We start from the raw sequence: 19940 nt of genomic DNA, 5'->3' as shown, positions 1-19940 counted from the left end.
GAATGCTGAGAGTGCGCGTCGCTGGGAACTCCTGCGGCCGCTCATCGGTTGACTGACCGTGACCAGGGCCGGCCTCTGCCCGGCCGCACCGCGCCTTCGCGCGCTGATCGAGGAGCTTCACTCTTGCTTTCATCCCGCTGGACCACCGTCGTCGCCATTGGCGCCGTCTCGCTGCTGGGCCTCACTGCCTGCTCGAGCGACTCCGATGGCGACTCGTCCACCTCGACTTCCCCCTCCGCCTCGGCATCGGCCGACACCGGCGCCGACACCGCGGCCGCGGAGGCCACGCTGGGCGAGATCACCTGGAACGGCGACGACGAGGCGCCGGTGCTCGAGTTTGAGTCGCCGCTCACGGTCGACACCACCGCTGCACTCGTCGTGAACGAGGGTGACGGCGAGGACATCGTCGACGGCCAGGTCATCGAACTCGCTTACACCGTGTGGTCCGGCGAGGACCAAACGATGACCTACTCGACCTATGACTCCGGTTCGACCGAGTCCGTGAGCTACGCCGAGTCGGGCATCGACCCCGTGCTGTACGAGGCGCTGCAGGGCCAGAAGGTCGGCACCGACTTCATCTACGGCTCGCCGGGCACCGCCGCCGCGGACGGCACCGTGGGTGCTTCGACGTTCATGGCGGTGACCGTGCAGTCGGCCACCACCCCGCTCGACGCGCCCGAGGGTGAGGCAGTGGAGCCCGAGGAGGGGCTGCCGACGGTGACGCTCGATGACACCGGCGCTCCCAGCATCGACTTCTCGACCGCCACCGAGGAGCCCAGCGAGCTCGTGGCCCAGCCCCTCATCAAGGGCGAGGGCGACACGGTTGAAGAGGGCGACACCGTGACCGTGAACTACACCGGATGGGTGTGGGACGGCGAGCAGTTCGACTCCTCGTGGGACCGCGGCGCGTCCGCGTCCTTCGTCCTGTCGAGCTCTTCGCTCATCCAGGGCTGGGTCGACGGCCTCGCGGGCCAGACCGTGGGTAGCCAGGTCATGCTGATCATCCCGTCGGACCTCGGCTACGGCGACGAGGACACCGCGGATGGCTCGATCCCCGGCGGCTCGACCCTCGTGTTCGTGGTCGACATCCTGGCCGCGAGCTAACCGCTCACCGCAACGACAACGGCGCCGGCTTCCCCTGCGGGGAGGCCGGCGCCGTTGCGTTGTGCGCCCGGAGGCGGGCGCGGTGCGGGGCTAGGCCGTCTCGTCGGTCGACGCGACTCCGGCCTCGCCAGCCTCGAGCTCGGCCACCACCTCGTAGGTGCGGCCGGTGTTCTTCGCGATCGAGGTGATGAGCGCCGCCACGGGCAGAGCCATGAACGCGCCCATGGGGCCGGCGATCGCGCCACCCGCCATGGCTCCACCGAACGCGACGGCGCCGTTCAGCTCCATCGTCTTCGAGGACAGCCGTGGGTTCAGGACATAGTTCTCGATCTGCTGGTAGACCAGCACGTACCCCACGAGGATGAGGGTGGGAACGAAGCCCTCGACGGCGAGGACCACGAGCGATGGGACGATGGCGCCGAGGTAGGTGCCGATGAACGGGATGAACTCGGACACGAAGCCCATGAACAGCGCCATCGGGAGCGCGTAGACCAGCGGCAGGCCCACGAGCAGCATCACGAAAAATGCACCGGTGCCGCAGATGAGCATGAGGAGCAGGCGCGAGTAGAAGTAGCCGCCGGTCTGCTCGATGGAGGTGCGGGCCACCCACCCCACGACCTGCTGTCGCTCGGGGGGCATGCGCCGCATGATGGTGCGCAGCAGGCGAGGGAAGTCGGCCGCAAAGTAGAACGTGAACGTCATGATGGTGAACACGTCGAAGACGAGCCCGAGCCCGCTCGACAGCACGCCTAGGACGTTGTCGCCCCACTGCTGCACGGCGTGAAGGATGGGCGCCGTCGCATCCTGCGCCGCCTCCGTGTCCACCACGTCGCCGCCCAGGCTGTCGCTGGTCCAGGCGTTGAGCTGATCCATCCACTCCGTGAAGTGCTGGCTCACGGCCGACGCGAATTGGACGATCGCGGGGATGAGGAAGGACACCATCAGCACCACGGCGACGAGCGCCGTGATGAAGATGATCCCCACGGCCGCGCCGCGGCGCATCCCGAAGCGGCGCACGAGCGCCTCGACTCCCGGGATGATCGCGAGGGCGAAGAACAGCGAGATGGTGAGTGAGCCGAGTAGGTGCCGCAGCTGCAGCACCACCACCACGGCGAGCGCGGCGAGGGCGACCACGGCGACGAGCTTCCACGCCGACTGCCACACGAACCTGTTCGCCCACGCGGGGGGCGACGTGTCGGGGCGCTCGTCCTTCACTGTCTGCGCGGCGTGAGCCACCGCGCTGGGCACCTGCGTGCTGTCCTCGCTCATGGCGCCTATCGTGCCAGGGGCCGTGCGCGGCCACAGCGCGGCGGCGCCGTCAGGCGGCCGATGCGGCCCTGACCGCAGCCTCCTCGCCCGCGACGAGCGAGAACAGATCGCGCGGGTCGTCGGGGTCGGCGATGAGGTCGACGGTGCCGGCGAAGCGGGTGCCGGCCACGGCATCGGCCAGGTACGACAGCGCGGAGAAGTCCTCGAGGGCAAATCCCACGGAGTCGAAGACCGTCACCTGGTCGTCGTGCGTGCGCCCGGCGACGGTGCCGTCCAGGACCGTCCACAGTTCCGTCACGGGGTGATCGGGGTGCAGTTGCTGGATCTCACCCTCGATGCGGGTCTGCGGCGTGAACTCGACGAACACGTCGCCGCGGTTGAGGATCGCGGGGTCGAGTTCCGTCTTACCGGGGCAGTCGCCGCCGATGGCGTTGAGGTGGGTGCCGGGGGCGATCCACTCGTCGCGCACGATGGTCGCGAGGGTCTTGTCGGCAGTGCACGTGGTGACGATGTCGGCGCCGCGGCACGCGTCCTCGGCGCTGGTCGCGCAGTGGATCTCGAAGCCGAGGGGGGCGAGGTTGCGTGCGAGCTTGGCCATCGCCGTCGGATCGGTGTCCCAGATGCGCAGCGTGTCGATGCCTAGCGCGGCGCGCATGCCCAGCGCCTGAAACTCGCTCTGCGAGCCGTTGCCGATCACGGCCATGGTGTGCGAGTCGCTCCGCGCGAGCGCGACGGCGGCCATCGCCGACGTCGCGGCCGTCCTCAGCGCGGTGAGCAGCGTCATCTCGGCCACGAGCACGGGGTAGCCGTTGTGGACGTCGGCGAGCGCGCCGAAGGCGGTCACCGTCTGGTAGCCGCGCAGCGGGTTGGCGGGGTGGCCGTTCACGTACTTGAAGGCGTAGCGCTCGGCATCGGCGATCGGCATGAGTTCGATCACGCCGAGCGGGGAGTGAGCCGCGATCCTGGGAGTCTTGTCGAAGTCGGGCCACCGGCGGTAGTCGGCCTCGAGCCGGGAACGTATCCCCTCGATCGCGGCCTCCGGGCCCACGTACGAGATCCATGACGCCATGCGGGGGACGTCGACGAGCATCACCATGGTTCACCTCCTGTGATCAGGATGACAAACAAACCGCGCGCGAAAGCCGCCATAGGCGCGAATATCCTGCGAGTATCGGACGATTGGCTCGATATTCACGCGCGCGGCGCAGGAATGAGGAATGACCCGTGGATGCACTCGATCGCCGCCTGCTCGACCTGCTGCGCGAGGACGGACGCGCGAGTTATCAGGAGCTCGGCCCGCGGGTAGGGCTGTCGGCCTCCGCCGTGAAGCGGCGCGTGGACAGGATGACTGCCGACGGCGTGATTCGGGGCTTCACCGTCGTGACCGACCCCGAGGCGGTCGGGCACGGCACCGAGGCGTACGTCGAGCTGTTCTGCCGCGGCATCGTGGGCCCCCAGGAGCTGCGCCGCATCCTCACCGGCATCCCCGAGGTGATCGAGGCGACCACCGTCACGGGTCAGGCCGATGCTCTGGTCACCCTGCGCGCGGCCGACACTCGCCACCTCGAGCTCGCGCTCGAAAAGGTCCGCTCTCCCAGTCAGGTGGACTCGACGCGCTCCGCGATCGTGCTGTCGCGCCTCATCGAGAGGCGCGCATAGGCGGCCTTCGGCCCTAGACCCAGGACGGGAACCACATGTGCAGCTGCCAGTACCTGAAGGGGATGGGATCGCCGATCCAGATGGGGGCGAAGAAGCCCGCCAGGGCCAGCACGAGCCCCACGTAGACGCCGGCGATCGCGAGGCCGCGCGGGCTCCACGCGCCGCCCAGGCGCGCGGGTTGCGCGAGGCGTTGGAGCGCCCACACCACGAGCAGCACGACGAACGGCGCCATGGTCACCGTGTAGAAGGTGAAGATGGTGCGGTGGGCGAACGGCAGCCAGGTGACCCACGCGGCGAGGTAGCCGACGGCGAGCGTCAGGGCGAGCATGTCGCGGTGGCGCACCACGCGCCACAGGGCAAACAGGAGCACCGCGAAGGCGACCCACCACAGCAGGGGGTCTCCGACCGCGTGGATGGCGCTCACGCAACGGTCGGCGCCGCAGTCCGCGTCGGGCGCGTCCTCGAAGTAGAACGCGGTGGGCCTCCACTGGAAGGGCCAGAACCACGGGTTCGACTCGTAGTTGTGCGGGGTATCGAGGCTCTTGTGGAAGTCCCACATCTGGCGGTGATAGTGCACCAGCGAGCGCAGCGACTCGGGAAGCCACGTGACGCCCTCGCCCGGGTTCTGTTCGGCCCAGTGCCGTCCCCACGAGTTGTCCGAGGTGAACCACGGGATCCACGACGCGAGGTAGACGAGCGGCAGCACCACCACGGTAGTGAGGAACGCCGGGATGGCACGCAGGAAGCCGCCCCCGAACCAGTCCTCGTAGCCCGCGGCGCGGCGGTCGTACCAGTCGAACACCACGGACAGCACGAGGAAGGCGGCCATGAAGTACAGACCGTTCCACTTGACGGACACGGACACGGAGAACGCGACCATGGCCGCGAGGCGCCACCAGCGAATTCCCAGGTTGGGGCCCCCGCCCGGCAGCCTCACCTCCGGGCCCCACCCCAGCGCGCCGCGTTCCTGCGCGGCTGCGGCCATCAACCGTTCTCGAGTGCGCTCCCGGTCCATGACCAGCAGCGCGAAACCCGCGATGACGAAGAACGTCATGAAGCCGTCGAGAAGCGCCGTGCGGGACAGCACCACGTGCTCGCCGTCGACCGCGAGCAGCACGCCGGCCACGGTGCCCCAGATGGTGGAGCGGAACAGGCGCCGCGCGGTGAACGCGAGGATGACGCATGCCGCGACGCCGAACAGGGCCGCGAAGAAGCGCCACCCGAACGGGGTGGCGCCAAACATCTTCATCCCGAGCCCGATGAGCAGTTTGCCCGTGTTCGGGTGGACCACGAAGTCCCCCTCGTCGGACAGCTGCGAAAAGTCGCCGTGAGCGAAGTCCTGGTTGTCGCCGCCCCATTCGCCCTCGAAGCCGAGCTCCACGAGCGAGTACCCGCCGCGCGCGTAGAACACCTCGTCGAACACCAGGTCGGTCGGGTGGCCCAGCGACGCGAAGCGCATCACCGCGGCGAGCACGCCGACCACCGTCGCCATCAGGGCCACTCGCCAGCGCCACAGCCTCTCGAGAATCACAGGGCAGAGCCTAACGGCGACGTGCACGGAGACCGGGAGGCCGTGTGCGACCCTGGGACACATGACGGGACGCGTGGTGCTGGCGGCGACACCCATCGGGAATGCGGCCGATGCGTCCGCTCGGCTCCGTGCCGCCCTCACCGAGGCGGACGTGATCGCCGCGGAGGACACCAGGCGGCTGCGTGACCTCGCGCGCCGCCTCGACATCGAGGTGACCGCCGAGGTCCTCGCGGTGCACGATCACAACGAGCGCGACCGTGCCGCGAACCTCATCGAGCGTGCCGCCGCCGGCGCGCTTGTGGTGCTCGTTTCCGATGCCGGCATGCCGACAGTGTCCGACCCCGGCTTCCGTGTGGTCGAGGCCGCCGCCGCGGCGGGCGTGGCGGTCGAGGTCCTGCCGGGGCCGTCGGCGGTGCTGACCGCTCTGGCTCTGTCGGGCCTTCCGACCGACCGTTTCTGCTTCGAGGGGTTCCTGCCGCGCAAGGACGGGGAGCGCTCGCGGGCACTCACCGACCTCGCGACCGAGGCGCGCACCATGGTGTTCTTCGAGGCGCCCCACCGCCTCGACGCGACGCTCGCGGCAATGGCCCTCGCGTTCGGCGACGAACGCCCCGCGGCGGTCTCCCGCGAACTCACCAAGACCCACGAGGAGACGCGCCGCGGCACGCTGGCGGAACTCGCCGCGTGGGCCGCCGACGGCGTGCGCGGCGAGATCGTGGTGACGGTGGCCGGCCGCCCCGCGGAGGCACCCACCATGGAGGCGCTCGTGCAGGAGGCGCTCGCGCGCGTCGCCGCCGGCGAGCGCGCCAAGGACGCCGTCGCCGACCTCGCCGTCACCGCCGGCGTCCCCCGCCGCGAGCTGTACGGGGCCGTGCTCGCCGCGCGGCAGTCGGGGGCATGAGCCCCTCCCACAGTCGTCGGACCCGCGCGGGAGTCGCGGGGGCCGCGGTTCTCGCCGCGGCGGTGGGTGGCGCGATCGGCGCCGTCGCGTCGGCGACCTCCTCTACCGACCCGGCCGCAGCATCGGCCGCACCCGTGGTGACAGTGACCGCGCAGCCGCCGGAGACCGTCGCGGAGGTCACCGCGCCCGACGTCGAGGCCGCCGAGGTCGACAGCACGGTGACGGCGACCGCCCACCCCTCCGTCGACGACCCCGACTCCCTGTGGGTCGTCGTCAACAAGACGCGGCCGCTCGACCCGGTCGAGTACGTTCCAGGCGACCTGGTGCGGGTCGACGGCGTGCCGGGGGGATCGGCGCAGCGGATGCGCGCGGTGGCCGCGGCGGCGCTCGTCGACATGTACGAGGCGGCGTCGGACGACGGCGCCGGATTCTCCGTGTCCACCGCCTACCGGTCCTACGGCTTCCAGTCGTCGCTGTTCGCCCAGTACGCCGCGCGGCGCGGCGCGGACCTGGCGGAAACGTTCTCGGCGCGGCCCGGGTACTCCGAGCACCAGACGGGGCTCGGGGCCGACGTGTACGCGTCAGTCGAGTGTCGCATCAAGCGCTGCTTCGCAGCCGAGGCCGCCGGCTCCTGGATCGCGGAGCACGGCTGGGAGTTCGGGTTCATCGTCCGCTACCCCGAGGGGGCGAACGACATCACCGGGTATGTCTACGAGCCGTGGCACGTGCGCTACGTGGGTGAGGAACTGGCCGCGCAGATGCACGAGGACGGCACCGAGACCCTCGAGGACGCGTTGGGCCTCCCCGCCGCGCCCGACTACGAGTAGTAGGCGGGATTTCACCCCTGCTTTCACCCCCTGCACCGGGTTTTTGGCGGCACGAGATTCCTAGCGTTGAAGGTGTCAATCACCCTTCGACAGGAGTCGGTCCCCATGAAGTTCTCACGCGCGGTGCGACCCATCGCGGCCCTGGGTCTGGCGGCGCTCCTCGGCATGACCGTGACGGCCACCGCCGATGCTGCTACCCCCGTCAACCCTCTGTCAGGCAACCGCGGATTCACCCTTGTCGCTGCCACCGATATCGAACTGGCTAGCGCCCATGAGCTGGAAGGCTCGATCGCCGCAGGAGGGGACATCGTCGCCACCACGGGCGATGGCAGCCAGTTCTTCACGCTGGTGCATTCCGCCGCAGGCAACGCGAACTACACGCTGCCTCAGAGCGGTGGCTCGTATGTGCGCCTCGTGGCCGGGGGCACCTTCGACCGGGAGGCATCGTCGGGTTCGATCCGGGTGGCGGGCAACGGGAGCACGGCAGCGACACAGGGCGAGGTGCGGTTGGGGTCGCTCGACGGACTGTCGGTCGCGGCTCGTGGCGCGGGAGTCTGCGTCCAGCAGGCGAACGCGAGCGACTGTTCGCCGTCCACCAAGGTGCTCGAGCAGTCCATGAATGTGCAGGGCGTCGACAGCGTCGTCGATGCTTCTGCCTACTCCTCCCTGGTGGGCGCCTCCGGCGAGGCCGCGGCGGGCAGCGCCTCCACACTGATCGCTTCGGGGCAGATCGGGGGTGCCGTCGAGGTGGACTGGCCGGAGGACCGGTCGCAGCCCATGAACGGCATCTCCGTCTCTCTCGTCGAGGGCCACGTCAACATCCTCACGCTGGACGCGTCCGAGCTGCCGTCGACTGACTGGAAGCTGGCGTTCGACGACGTCGTGCCATCGGCGGACACTCCGCTCCTGATCACCATCGCGGCGTCCTCCGGCACCACGGTGGTGCTGCCCACCGAGGTGCTCGGGATGTACGCGCAGGGCTCTCAGAACAACCTCTACGCCCGATCCATGCTGTGGAACATCGTCACGCCCGCGCAGGCCGCGGTCAGCGTCACGAGCAGCGGGATCGTCCCGGGCTCCATCCTTGCGCCCGATGCCGACCTGACCATCGGTCCCGGCAAGACCCTCATCGAGGGACAGGTGTACGCCTGGGCACTCCACGTGCGCAATGACGGCGAGCTGCACCACTACGACTTCGTGCCGCCGCTCGTGCCGGGCGAGCCCGATAGCCCCGATCCGGGGCCGACGCCTGAGCCGAGTGTGACTCCGGAGCCGAGTGTGACTCCGGACCCCTCGCCCGACCCCTCGCCGGAGCCGAGCGTGACGCCGGATCCCTCTCCCGACCCGACGCCGGAGCCGAGCGTGACGCCGGACCCCACGCCGGAGCCGAGTGTGACGCCGGATCCCTCTCCCGACCCGACGCCGGAGCCGAGTGTGACGCCCCCGCCAGGATCCACGCCGGAGGAGGGAGTCTTGGACAACCACGTGATGGCTGAGGACGGCACCGGCGCGGCCGAGGATGTCGAGATGACCGGCACCCTCACGACGACGGGTCCCTCCGTGGGTCGCTTGGCGACGTTCGGGGCCGGGCTTGCGGTCCTGGGATCGGGCGTTCTCGCGATCCGGTACGCCACACGGCGCGTCGGCTAGAGCAGGCGGCGCTCGTGGCCGGCCAGCACAGCCTCGTGCCGGTCGGCCACGCCCAACTTGCGATAGAGCGAGCGTGCCTGGGAGCGCACGGTGTTGAGGGACACGGTGCGGCGTTGCGCGATCTGCTGAAGCGATAACCCCTCGCCCAGCAGGCTCAACGTGAGCCTCTCGCTCGGCGTGAGCACCGCCACCGCGTGCGTGGGCCATTCCAGCGCAGGGCATGCCACGATCGCTGCCTCGAGCGCGCCCGACTCGGAGTCGGTGAGGGCATCGCGATAGCTCGTGACGGTCGATCTCTCCGTCGCGGACAGGAGCAGCAGCGGCAAGGTCGTGCCGTGGGTGGCAAGCATCGACGCGCCGCGCGCCGTCGATCTCGCGGCGCCGTGGTGGTCGCCATCTGCGGCCCTGATCACCGCACCCATGAGGTACGAGGCAGCGACGACCCTCACGGACCGGCCCCTGACGGCCCGCTGGGCGTGCGCGAGCGCGATATCGAGCCGGCCCGCGGCCATCTCCAGGCGGGCATGGACCAGCGCGGACAGCAGCGGCGCCCCGGGTGAGAGGTCGACTCGTGCGAGCAGTGCCCGGGCCCTATCGGCGTCTCCGGCGGCGAGCGCGGCAAGCGCTCGCAAGCCCGTCAGCCGTACTGTCCAGGCGGGCGCGGCGGAGAAGGGCGACTGCTCGCGCCACCATCGTCCGATCCCTCCCTCGGCTGGCTCGGACCCGAACCGCATGAGTTCGGCGAGCTCGTGGACTTCGGCGAAGGCGGGCCACAGTTGGGACGACAGAATCGTCCGGGCCGATTGCTCGAGGCGGTCCTGGGCGCCGGCGGGGTCACCCCGCTCGAGCAGCAGATAGCTCTCGGTCAGCCGCAGGAGCACGTCCGGCGGGGCGTGCAGGCCGCGTGGCGCGCGCAGCTCACGCACGCGGGCCAGGCTTTCCTCGCCGTCGCGGACCCGTCCGTCGAGCACCTGCGACGTGGCGAGGTAGACCGTCGAAGCCATCAGATCGGCCTCGCCGAGATGGCCGTGCAACGCGATGGCCGCGTCGGTCGCATCGGTCAGAGCGCCGCCAGTGATGAGGGTGCTGACGGCCTCGGTGGCCGCGACCGCCAGCGAGGTCTCGGTGGCATCGTCGGGCGGTGGCTCGGAGGCCAGGCCGAGCACCTCGTGGCCAAGCGTGGCGGCCTCGTCGAATCGGCCATTCCAGCGGTGGCACACCATCGCGCTGGCCAATGCCTCGATGCGTCGCGCGAGCGTCGGCGCCCCCGCGAGCGTGCGCTCGGAGGAACCGAGGGCAATGGAGAGCCACTGGCGCACCTCGGCCATGCCCTCGCCGTTGGCGAGGGCATAGGCGGCCCTCGCCACCCCGAGCAGCGGGCGCGCAGCGAGCGCGCCACTGGACCACGAGGTCAGCCCATCCTGGCCGCGAATGGTGCGGATGGCCTGCAGGTGTGGGTCGACACGCAGGAGCAGGTCCGCGAGCGCATCCGGATCGCCGAGGCCGATGCGTGCGCGCAGCGCGCCGATCGCGTCACCTTCGGCCTCGCAGGAACGGGCGACGATGGTCAGCGCACGCTCCCGCGCGGGCTCGTCGAGTGGGCCGGCGTGGAGCAGCACGTCCCTCACCACGGGGTGGAGCCGGATACCTCCGGCCGGCGCCTCGAGCCTCACGCCCAGTCCGTGCAGCACGGCGGCTGTCAGCGCGCGGTCGGCACGGTCGGAGCCCACGATCGCCGTCGCCGTCGCAAGGGAGATCTCCGGCGCCACCGCCAGGCGTGCGATATCGGTGAGGGACACGTCGGGTTCCACCGCGCCGCGTACCGCCTCGACGGCGCTGGCGGCGCCTCGCCGCGCGATGGCGCGCACGGTGGTGACCCCGACATCGGCCAGATCGACGGCCCTTCTCCCCGCGGCGGCGGCGACGGCGCGCACGGCGATCGCATAGCCTGCGGTCGCCTGCGCGACCATCGCGACAACCTCGGGGGGTTGGGGAGCGTCGGCGAGGGTGAGGGCGGCGGCCACCTCGTCGGACGTCATGGCGAGCTCGTCGGCATCGATCAGGACCGGGTCCGTCGAGAGTTCGGCCGGCTCCCGAAGCTCGCGCGCCGCACGCCCAGCAATCACCACGCACGGTGACTCGAGGGCCGCGACGGCGGACCAGGCCGACGCCACATCGGTCACCCATGGGCGGTCGATCACCACCATGTCCGCACCCGGTCGCGCGAGTGCCGCGACGTCGGCGAGCTCGTGGCGTCCGGCGTCCACCCAGCTGACACTCATTCCCCGCGCCAGCGCTGCCTGGGCCATCTGAGCGGCGGCGACGGACTTGCCGCTGCGCGGCGGGCCTTCGATGAGGATAAGTGGCGCGCCGACGCTGCCCAGGAGGCGGGGACGATGGACGGCCCACGCCGGCGGCACTGGCGGCGTGATGGCCGCGGGCGTTGATGCGTGTGATTCGCGGATCATCGACTCCCCCTGCCGTCTCGCGTCAGTCTAGGTGGGGGCGTTACCGCAGCCCGTGAGCCGAGCCCCGCGCGGTCACTAGGATGGTCGCCATGTCACGCATCCTCTCCGCTGTCGCCTGGCCGTATGCCAACGGGCCCCGTCACATCGGCCACGTCGCCGGTTTCGGTGTGCCCTCGGACGTCTTCAGCCGGTACATGCGCATGGCGGGCCACGACGTCCTCATGGTGTCGGGCACCGACGAGCACGGCACGCCCATCCTGGTGCAGGCCGAGGGCGAGGGTGTCAGCCCCCAGGAGCTCGCAGACCGCTACAACCGCGTGATCGTCGAGGACCTCGTGTCGCTCGGCCTGTCCTACGACCTGTTCACGCGCACCACGACGGGTAACCACGAGCAGGTGGTGCAGGACCTCTTTACCGCCGTCCACAAGAACGGCTACATGATCGAGCAGACCACCCGCGGCGCCATCTCGCCGTCGACCGGTCGCACCCTTCCCGACCGCTACATCGAGGGCACCTGTCCCATCTGTGGCTCGGACGGCGCCCGCGGCGACCAGTGCGACGCCTGCGGCAACCAGCTCGACCCCATCGACCTCAAGAACCCGGTGAGCCGCATCAACGGCGAGACTCCCAAGTTCATCGAGACCGAGCACTTCTTCCTCGACCTTCCTGCGCTCGTGGAGCCGCTGTCCGACTGGCTGGGCTCGCGCCACGGCTGGCGCCCCAACGTGCTGAACTTCTCGCGCAACCTCCTCGCGGATGTGCGCCCGCGCGCCATGACGCGCGACATCGACTGGGGCATCCCGATCCCGCTGCCGGGCTGGGAGGACAACCCTGCCAAGCGCCTGTACGTGTGGTTCGACGCCGTCATCGGCTACCTGTCCGCGTCGATCGAGTGGGCGCGCCGCGAGGGCGACGCCGACGCGTGGCGCCAGTGGTGGAACGACCCCGAGACGCTGTCCTACTACTTCATGGGTAAGGACAACATCACCTTCCACTCGCAGATCTGGCCCGCGGAACTGCTCGCGGCCAACGGCCGCGGCGCCAAGGGCGGCTCGCTGTCCAAGTTCGGCGACCTGCAGCTGCCCACCGAGGTGGTGTCGAGCGAGTTCCTCACCATGGAGTCCGCGAAGTTCTCCTCGTCGCGCGGTCACGTCATCTATGTGCGCGACATGCTGGCCCGCTACCAGCCGGACGCGCTGCGCTACTTCATCGCCACCGCCGGCCCCGAGAGCCACGACGCGGACTTCACGTGGTCCGAGTTCAAGCGCCGCACCAACGACGAGCTCGTCGCCGGCTGGGGCAACCTGGTGAACCGCACCGCGACGCTGCTCCACAAGAACGTCGGCACCATCCCCTCGCTCGAGGGCGCCACCGACGCCGACCGCGCGGTGCTCGCGCAGTCCGAGGCCGCGTTCGCGACCGTCGGCGAGCTCATCGGTGCCCAGCGCCAGCGTGCCGCCATCAACGAGGCGATGAAGGTCGTCGGCGACGCCAACAAGTACCTGGCCGACACGGCGCCCTGGAAGCTCAAGACCGAGGACCCGGCCCGCATGGAGACGGTCCTCGGTGTGGCGGCGCAGCTCGTGTCCGACGCGAACACCATGCTCGCGCCGTTCCTGCCGCACAGCGCCCAGAGGGTGCACGAGGCCCTCGGCGGCACTGACACCATCGCGCCGATGCCCGAGATGAACGAGGTCGACGACCTCGACATCGCGGGCCGTCACTACCCGGTCATCCAGGGCGACTACTCGTCCGCGCACGAGACCTGGGGCCGCCGCGCGGTGGTGCCCGGTACGCCCGTGGGCAGGCCGTCGCCCATCTTCGTCAAGCTCGACGACTCCATCGTGGAGGAGGAGCTCGGCAGGATGCGCGGGGACGACTGACGGTGGCGCGCGACGGAAGCTGGCCCCCGGTCCCCGAGGCGCTTCCCGCGCCGATCGTCGACAATCACTGCCACCTCGAGTACCCCGCAGGGGACGAGCCAACGAGCGTCGAGACCCGCCTGGCTCAGGCGGCCGACGCTGGGGTCACCCGCGTGGTCCAGATCGGCTGCGACCTCGAGTCGGCACGGTGGACGGCCGATGCCGTGACGCGCTTCCCGCAGCTGCTCGGCGGGGTCGCGCTGCACCCGAACGACGCGGCGGTGCTCGCCGCCGAGGGGCGCTACGACGAGGCTTTCGCGGAGATCGCCGTCCTCGCGCGCGGCGAGCGCATCCGGGTGGTGGGGGAGACCGGCCTCGACACCTTCCGTACCGGCCCCGAGGGGCACGACGCCCAGGTGCGCGCATTCCGCGACCACATCGCGCTCGCCAAGGAGCTGGGCAAGCCGCTCCAGATCCACGACCGCGACGCTCACGCCGAGGTCATCGAGATCCTCCTGGCCGACGGTGCGCCCGACGTGACGGTGTTCCACTGCTTCTCCGGGCACGCGGCCATGGCGAGGCTCGCCGTTGCCGAGGGCTGGTACCTGTCGTTCGCCGGCACGGTCACCTTCAAGAACAACGATCCGCTGCGGGCAGCGGCGGCGGTGACGCCCGCGAGCAGGATGCTCGTGGAGACCGACGCGCCGTTCCTGACCCCCCATCCTCACCGCGGTAAGCCTGGCTCTCCGGCGATGGCAGCGATCACCGCGCGGACCCTCGCGGGGGTGCTGGGTATGGATCTCGAGGCATTCTGCACCCAGATCTGGGACACCTCCCACGACCTCTATGGTGCCTGGTAGGCACCTTTTATCACGGTGATGTGCGAGGCATCGGATGCCGCTAGGACTGGCGCATCGCAATGTAACTATGAGATAACAGTCCGGTGAATCGTCGCGATTTCGATGGCCGCGACGAGACGAAAGGACTAGCCGTTTGAGTTACCGACGCACGACGCCGACCCCCGGAGGACGCCGGGAGCGGCGCCACAAGAAGGGTGTGCGCCTGCGCACCGCCTACGGAGTGATCGGCGGTGTCGCCGTCGGCGCCTTCGCCTTCGGGTCGTTCGCCTCGGTGGGGGTGAATGCCTTCGCGGCACCCACCTCCAAGGAGGCCGAGTCGATCGCCCAGACCACGCTCGCGCCCATTGAGGCCGAGGGCGCGGACATCGAGGTGGTGACTCAGACCAGGGAGGTCTCGATCGAGCACGGCTCGGTGGAGAAGAAGGACTCGTCCGAGGACAAGGGCACCGAGACCGTGGTCACGGAGGGCGAGGACGGCACCATGCTCGTCAGCTACAACGTGACCATGAAGGACGGCGTCGAGGTCGAGCGCGAGGAGTCCATGTCTGTGGTGGTCGCTGAGCCCGTCGACGAGGTCGTCGCGATCGGCACCCGCGAGGAGCCCGCGATCCCGACCGGGATATCGAACTCGGGTACCAACCGCGCCATTGGCCAGCAGTTGGCCGCGGCCCGCGGCTGGACCGGTGACCAGTGGAGCTGCCTCAACGCGCTGTGGACCAAGGAGTCCGGCTGGAACTCGAACGCGCACAACGCGTCGTCCGGCGCTCACGGCATCCCGCAGGCGCTCCCCGGTTCCAAGATGGCGTCCGCCGGTTCCGACTGGGCCACCAACCCCGCGACGCAGATCACGTGGGGCCTCGGTTACATCTCGGGTCGCTACGGCACGCCGTGCGGCGCGTGGGGCCACTCGCAGAGCGTCGGCTGGTACTAGGCCCGTGGCCGACCTGCTCGGCCCGTCCGAGATCCGCTCGCTCGCCGAGTCACTCGGTGCCGCGCCCACCAAGAAGTGGGGCCAGAACTTCGTCGTCGACTCCGGGACCGTCAGGCGCATTGTCCGCATCGCGGGCGTGCAGCCGGGCGACCACGTCGTCGAGGTGGGGCCGGGCCTCGGCTCGCTGACCCTCGCCCTCCTCGAGGCGGGCGCCCGAGTGACGGCTGTCGAGATCGACCCCAAGCTCGCGGCCGCGCTCGCCGACACCGTCGCGCGCAAGGCCCCCGAGGCCGTCGACCGCCTCACGGTGATCCACCGCGATGCGCTCGACGTAACCGAGCTTCCCGAGCAGCCGCAGGCGCTCGTCGCCAACCTGCCTTACAACGTGTCGGTGCCGGTGATCCTCCACTTCCTGGAGATCTTCCCGGCGCTCGAGCGCGTGCTCGTCATGGTGCAGGCCGAGGTGGCCGACAGGATCGCCGCGCCCCCCGGCTCGCGTACCTACGGCGTGCCGTCGGCCAAGGCCGCCTGGTACACCGCCACGCGGCGTGCCGGCGACGTGGGACGGGCCGTGTTCTGGCCAGTCCCGCGGGTGGATTCCGCCCTGGTGCTCATGGAGCGTCGCGACCAGCCCGAGACCACGGCGTCGCGCCAAGAGGTCTTCGCGGTGATCGACGCGGCCTTCGCGCAGCGGCGCAAGGGCCTGAGGGGCGCGCTGTCGGGGCTGGCAGGCTCGGGCGCGCTCGCCGAGGCAGCGCTCGAGCGCGTCGGCATCGCGCCGCTGACGCGGGGCGAGCAGCTGGGCATCGAGGACTTCGCGCGCATCGCCGAGTCCCTCGCTCAGGCCGGTGCCGCGCCTGGCACCCTAGGCGCATGAGCGCCGTCACCGTCCGCGCCCCGGGCAAGGTCAACCTTCAGCTCGACGTCGGCCCGCTCGGCGAGGACGGCTACCACCCGCTTGCGACAGTCTTCCAGGCCGTCGAGCTGTACGAGGTGGTCACCGCGACGCCACGCGACGACTCCGAGCTGACCGTCACCGTCGAGGCGCCGCGTGCACTCGGCATCGACCTCGACGCGGTCCCCACGGGGCCCGACAACCTCGTGGTCCGCGCGGCCATGGCCTTGCGCGACGCCTACGGCGTCGACGCCGGCGCTGACCTGCACATCGTGAAAGGCGTCCCGGTCGCCGGGGGCATGGCAGGAGGGTCGGCCGATGCCGCTGCCGCCATCCTCGCGTGCGCGGAGGCCTGGCAGATGGGGCTGAGTAGGGCCGAGCTGGACGCCGTGGCGGCGACCATCGGCGCCGACGTCCCGTTCGCGCTTCACGGACACACCGCCGTCGGACTCGGCCGCGGGGGAGACCTGTCGCCGGCGATGACGCACGGGGAGTTTCACTGGGTCTTGGCGACCCAGGCCTGGGGGCTGTCGACCCCCGCCGTCTATGGCGAGTTCGACCGCCAGGTCGCCGAGGGCGAGATCACTGCAGCAGAGCCGGCGATCAGTCAGGCGGTGATGCAGGCACTCATGGCGGGCGACGCGCACCGCCTCGGCGCCGCTCTGCACAACGACCTCCAGGGGCCCGCGCTGACGCTTGCGCCGCGCCTCAACGCCGTCACGGACGCCGCGCACGATGCCGAGGCGCTGGGCGTCATGGTGTCGGGTTCGGGGCCGACGGTCGCGGCCCTCGCCCGCTCGCGCCAGCATGCCCTGGCGATCGCCGCGCACCTGCGCGCGGCGGAGGTGGCCGATGTGGTGCTGACCGCATCGGCCCCCGCCGCCGGCGCGACCGTCCTGACGGTCTAGGGGTTACTGCTCGCGCGCCTTGAGGGCGTCGCGGATCTCGGTGAGCAGCTCGATCTCGGTGGGGGAGACGGGCTCGTCCGGGGCCGGCTCGCCCTTCTTGCGGCGCTCGGCAAGCTTGTTCAGCGGCATCACGATGAGGAAGTAGATCGCCGCGGCGACGGTGAGGAACGTGAAGACAGCGTCGAGCACGAGCCCAATCGAGAACTGACCCTCGCCGATGGAGAAGTTGCCCACGCCCGCGAGGTTGGGCTGGCCGAAGATGGCGGCGATCAGCGGATTGATGATGCCGTCCACGATGGACGTCACGACCGCCGTGAACGCGGTGCCGATGACGACCGCGACCGCGAGGTCGACGACGTTGCCGCGGGTGATGAACTCCTTGAAGCCCTGAATCATGACGTCCTCCCAGATGTCGGTTGGTTCCGACATTAGCCAGGAGCAGGGAGTTTGTCCCGCGTCTCGAGGTGACTACTCGGTGTCGTGCTCGGGGAGGACGGGGTCGCGCTCGAAGTTGGACAGGCCGTTCCAGGCGAGGTTCACCAGGTGGGCGGCGACTTCGTCCTTGCTGGGCTCGCGCACCTCGGCCCAGTGCTGGCCGGTCAGGGCTACCATGCCGACGAGCATCTGCGAGTAGATGGGTGCCGAGACGGGGTCGAGGCCCCGCTTGACGAACTGGTGGGCAAGCAGGTGTTCCACCTGGTTGGCGACGTCGCCGATGAGGGAGGAGAAGGTGCCGGAGGCCTGCGCTACAGGGGAGTCGCGCACCAGGATGCGGAAGCCATCGGGCGACGACTCGATGTAGTCGAGGAGGGCGCGGGCGGCGCGCTCGACGAGCTGACGGGGGTGGCCGCGTTCCGCGAGGGCACCCGAGAGGGCCCCGAGGAGCGCCTCGACCTCGCGGTCGACGATGACGGCGTAGACGCCCTCCTTGCCGCCGAAGTGCTCGTACACCACGGGCTTGGACACGTCGGCGCGGGCGGCGATCTCCTCCACCGACGTCCCCTCGAAGCCGCGTTCGGCGAACAGGGCGCGGGCCACCTGCAGGAGCTGCTCGCGCCGGTCGCGGGCGGTCATCCTGGCACGGGGCGCCTTGCGCGGTTCGTCGGTCACGGTCCCTAGTGTGCCGCGAATCCTGGCAGACTGGGGCACCCGGGTCCGCTGCGGCCCCGGTCCGCCCTGGTGTAACGGCAGCACGCAGGCCTTTGGAGCCTCGCAGTACAGGTTCGAATCCTGTGGGCGGAGCCGCGCGGTGTGGACCGCTCAACACACACCTGTGACGGATGAGGCGCGAGGGGCTCATGTGCCCGCCCACCCGTCACACAGGTCTCATGTGCCCCAGCTGTGTGTTGAGCGGTACGGGGCGAGCGGCGCGCCGGCGCCCCAGACGCCGCCGGTTAGAGTGGTCGCCACCAGACGACGGCGCCCACGAGGCGCCCCGAGAAGGGGGAATCGGTGACCCACACCCGCCCCGCCGCCGTGATGATCCTCGCGGCCGGCGCAGGAACCCGCATGAAGTCCGCCACCCCGAAGGTCCTCCACGAGATCGCCGGGCGCTCGCTCGTCGGCCATGCCCTGCACGCCGCGGGAACCCTGGACCCCGAGCGCGTGGTCGTGGTGGTGCGCCACGAGCGTGAGCGCGTCGCCGCGCACATTGAGTCCCACGCCCCGCATGCGCTGCTAGCCGACCAGGACGACATCCCGGGCACGGGCCGCGCCGTCTTCTGCGGGCTGTCCGCCCTCGACGCGACGGCGATCGCCGCCCAGGTGGCCGCCGGCGCGGTGGGGGACACCTCCGTCATGGAGACACAGGTCGAGGGAGCGATCGTGGTCACCAGCGGTGACGTTCCGCTCGTGGACGGGGAGCTGCTCGCCGGCCTCGTCGAGGCGCATGCCGCCCACGCCGCCGCCGTCACGGTGCTCACCGCCGAGGTCCCTGACCCCACCGGCTACGGCCGCATCGTGCGCGACGAGGCGGGTGAGGTGGTCGCCATCGTCGAGCAGAAGGACGCCACGGACGACCAGCGCGCCATTCGCGAGATCAATGCAGGCATCTATGTCTTCGACGCCGCGCACCTGCGCCGCGCGCTCGCCCAGCTGGGCCAGGACAACAGCCAGGGCGAGATGTACCTCACCGACGTCATCCACCTGGCGCGCGCCGAGGGCGGGCACACCCACGCCCACATCGCGCCCCACGCAGCAGCGGTGGAGGGCGTCAACGACCGCGTCCAGCTCGCCGCCGCCGGCCGCGCGCTCAACGACCGCATCGTCGAGACCTGGATGCGCGAGGGCGTGACGATCGTCGACCCCGCCACCACCTGGATCGACGCCGACGTCCAGCTGGCCCCCGACTCGACGCTGCTGCCCGGCACCCAGCTGCACGGCGCCACCGAGATCGCGACCGGAGCGAGCATCGGCCCCGACACCACGCTGACCGACGTCCAGGTGGGCGCCGGCGCGACCGTCACCCGCACGCACGGCTCTGGCGCCGTCATCGAGGCCGGCGCGACCGTCGGCCCGTTCGCCTTCCTGCGCCCGGGCACCCGCCTGGGCGTCGACGGCAAGATCGGCGCGTTCGTCGAGACCAAGAACGCGCGCATCGGCGACCACTCGAAGGTGCCGCACCTGTCCTACGTGGGCGACGCGACCATCGGCGAGTACACCAACATCGGCGCGGCCACGATCTTCGTCAACTACGACGGCGTCAACAAGCACCACACCACGGTCGGCGACCACGTGCGCATCGGCTCCGACAACCAGCTGATCGCGCCCGTCACCATCGGCGACGGCGCCTACACCGGCGCGGGCGCAACCGTGCGTCGCGACGTTCCCTCCGGGGCCCTCGCCCGCAACCACGTGCCGCAGCAGGTGGTGGACGGCTGGGTGGTCTCGCGCCGCCCGGGAAGCTCGTCGGCGAAGGCGGCGCAGCAGGCATCGGCCGATGCCGAGTCGGCGCCCAGCCCCGAGTCGGAGCCGCCCACGCACCCCGACGAGCGCTGAGCGGGACCCTCGCCACACCCGGCAGCCCTTCGCGCCCATTAGAGTAGTTCCTGCGCCCCCGCCCGGATTTCGGAAATA

17 protein-coding genes and 1 tRNA gene are annotated in these 19940 nt (G+C 70.6%); 12 read left to right on the top strand and 6 right to left on the bottom strand.

Annotated elements, in window-relative coordinates:
- Nucleotides 1-123: 123 nt before the first annotated feature.
- Nucleotides 124-1104: an FKBP-type peptidyl-prolyl cis-trans isomerase gene (locus B7K26_RS09970; protein WP_084079037.1), complete on the top strand. Its 981-nt coding sequence runs from the start codon at nucleotides 124-126 to the stop codon at nucleotides 1102-1104.
- Nucleotides 1105-1194: 90 nt separating this feature from the next.
- On the opposite strand, the gene B7K26_RS09965 is transcribed toward B7K26_RS09970, so the two are convergent.
- Both B7K26_RS09965 and B7K26_RS09960 read right to left on the bottom strand, forming a co-directional pair.
- Nucleotides 1195-2373, bottom strand: coding sequence for an AI-2E family transporter (locus B7K26_RS09965; RefSeq protein WP_159449662.1), 1179 nt, complete (start codon nucleotides 2371-2373; stop codon nucleotides 1195-1197).
- 49 nt (nucleotides 2374-2422) lie between these two features.
- Nucleotides 2423-3469: an ornithine cyclodeaminase gene (locus B7K26_RS09960; protein ID WP_084079035.1), complete on the bottom strand. Its 1047-nt coding sequence runs from the start codon at nucleotides 3467-3469 to the stop codon at nucleotides 2423-2425.
- Between the two features lie 128 nt (nucleotides 3470-3597).
- On the opposite strand from B7K26_RS09960, the gene B7K26_RS09955 reads away from it, so the two are divergent.
- Nucleotides 3598-4032 carry an Lrp/AsnC family transcriptional regulator gene (locus tag B7K26_RS09955; protein ID WP_084079034.1) on the top strand — a complete coding sequence of 145 codons (435 nt, stop codon included), beginning with the start codon at nucleotides 3598-3600 and terminating at the stop codon, nucleotides 4030-4032.
- Between the two features lie 13 nt (nucleotides 4033-4045).
- Here B7K26_RS09955 and B7K26_RS09950 read toward each other — a convergent pair whose 3' ends face one another.
- Nucleotides 4046-5563 carry a dolichyl-phosphate-mannose--protein mannosyltransferase gene (locus B7K26_RS09950; protein ID WP_159449661.1) on the bottom strand — a complete coding sequence of 506 codons (1518 nt, stop codon included), beginning with the start codon at nucleotides 5561-5563 and terminating at the stop codon, nucleotides 4046-4048.
- Nucleotides 5564-5624: 61 nt separating this feature from the next.
- Here B7K26_RS09950 and rsmI point away from each other — a divergent pair, with 61 nt between their 5' ends.
- The 3 genes from rsmI (at nucleotide 5625) to B7K26_RS09935 (ending at nucleotide 8941) form a co-directional block, all read left to right on the top strand.
- Complete coding sequence (gene rsmI, locus B7K26_RS09945) at nucleotides 5625-6464, top strand: 16S rRNA (cytidine(1402)-2'-O)-methyltransferase (protein WP_084079032.1); 840 nt, start codon at nucleotides 5625-5627, stop codon at nucleotides 6462-6464.
- A complete protein-coding gene (locus B7K26_RS09940) occupies nucleotides 6461-7291 on the top strand; it encodes a M15 family metallopeptidase (RefSeq protein ID WP_084079031.1) in 831 nt (276 codons plus the stop codon). The genes rsmI and B7K26_RS09940 overlap by 4 nt, the downstream gene beginning before the upstream one ends.
- A 105-nt stretch (nucleotides 7292-7396) precedes the next feature.
- Nucleotides 7397-8941, top strand: a complete 1545-nt coding sequence (locus tag B7K26_RS09935) for a collagen-binding domain-containing protein (protein ID WP_084079030.1) — start codon at nucleotides 7397-7399, stop codon at nucleotides 8939-8941.
- On the opposite strand, the gene B7K26_RS13125 is transcribed toward B7K26_RS09935, so the two are convergent.
- A complete protein-coding gene (locus B7K26_RS13125; RefSeq protein ID WP_143340633.1) occupies nucleotides 8938-11223 on the bottom strand; it encodes a LuxR C-terminal-related transcriptional regulator in 2286 nt (761 codons plus the stop codon). The genes B7K26_RS09935 and B7K26_RS13125 overlap by 4 nt on opposite strands.
- 275 nt (nucleotides 11224-11498) lie before the next feature.
- On the opposite strand from B7K26_RS13125, the gene metG reads away from it, so the two are divergent.
- The 5 genes from metG to B7K26_RS09905 all read left to right on the top strand — a co-directional run bounded on the left by metG (nucleotide 11499) and on the right by B7K26_RS09905 (nucleotide 16865).
- Nucleotides 11499-13292, top strand: coding sequence for a methionine--tRNA ligase (gene metG / locus B7K26_RS09925; RefSeq protein ID WP_084079207.1), 1794 nt, complete (start codon nucleotides 11499-11501; stop codon nucleotides 13290-13292).
- A gap of 2 nt (nucleotides 13293-13294) precedes the next feature.
- A complete protein-coding gene (locus B7K26_RS09920) occupies nucleotides 13295-14131 on the top strand; it encodes a TatD family hydrolase (RefSeq protein WP_234998782.1) in 837 nt (278 codons plus the stop codon).
- Between the two features lie 196 nt (nucleotides 14132-14327).
- Nucleotides 14328-15062, top strand: a complete 735-nt coding sequence (locus tag B7K26_RS09915; protein ID WP_307188082.1) for a G5 domain-containing protein — start codon at nucleotides 14328-14330, stop codon at nucleotides 15060-15062.
- A gap of 4 nt (nucleotides 15063-15066) precedes the next feature.
- A complete protein-coding gene (gene rsmA, locus B7K26_RS09910; protein ID WP_084079027.1) occupies nucleotides 15067-15939 on the top strand; it encodes a 16S rRNA (adenine(1518)-N(6)/adenine(1519)-N(6))-dimethyltransferase RsmA in 873 nt (290 codons plus the stop codon).
- Complete coding sequence (locus B7K26_RS09905; RefSeq protein ID WP_084079026.1) at nucleotides 15936-16865, top strand: 4-(cytidine 5'-diphospho)-2-C-methyl-D-erythritol kinase; 930 nt, start codon at nucleotides 15936-15938, stop codon at nucleotides 16863-16865. Before rsmA ends, B7K26_RS09905 begins: the two co-directional genes overlap by 4 nt.
- 3 nt (nucleotides 16866-16868) lie before the next feature.
- On the opposite strand, the gene mscL is transcribed toward B7K26_RS09905, so the two are convergent.
- Both mscL and B7K26_RS09895 read right to left on the bottom strand, forming a co-directional pair.
- Nucleotides 16869-17261, bottom strand: a complete 393-nt coding sequence (gene mscL, locus B7K26_RS09900; RefSeq protein ID WP_084079205.1) for a large conductance mechanosensitive channel protein MscL — start codon at nucleotides 17259-17261, stop codon at nucleotides 16869-16871.
- A gap of 72 nt (nucleotides 17262-17333) precedes the next feature.
- Entirely contained in the window at nucleotides 17334-17939 is a 606-nt protein-coding gene (locus B7K26_RS09895) for a TetR/AcrR family transcriptional regulator (RefSeq protein WP_084079204.1), read from the bottom strand.
- A 96-nt stretch (nucleotides 17940-18035) separates the two neighbouring features.
- Between B7K26_RS09895 and B7K26_RS09890 the strand changes: the two genes are divergently transcribed.
- Nucleotides 18036-18107 (top strand) — tRNA-Gln (locus B7K26_RS09890).
- Between the two features lie 210 nt (nucleotides 18108-18317).
- Entirely contained in the window at nucleotides 18318-19862 is a 1545-nt protein-coding gene (gene glmU, locus B7K26_RS09885; RefSeq protein WP_084079025.1) for a bifunctional UDP-N-acetylglucosamine diphosphorylase/glucosamine-1-phosphate N-acetyltransferase GlmU, read from the top strand.
- Nucleotides 19863-19940 lie beyond the last annotated feature (78 nt).

The sequence above is a fragment of the Demequina sp. NBRC 110057 genome, from assembly GCF_002090175.1.
GTDB lineage: Bacteria > Actinomycetota > Actinomycetes > Actinomycetales > Demequinaceae > Demequina.
Note: the sequence above shows the minus strand (reverse complement) of the source record. Positions and strands in the feature narration are given on the sequence as shown.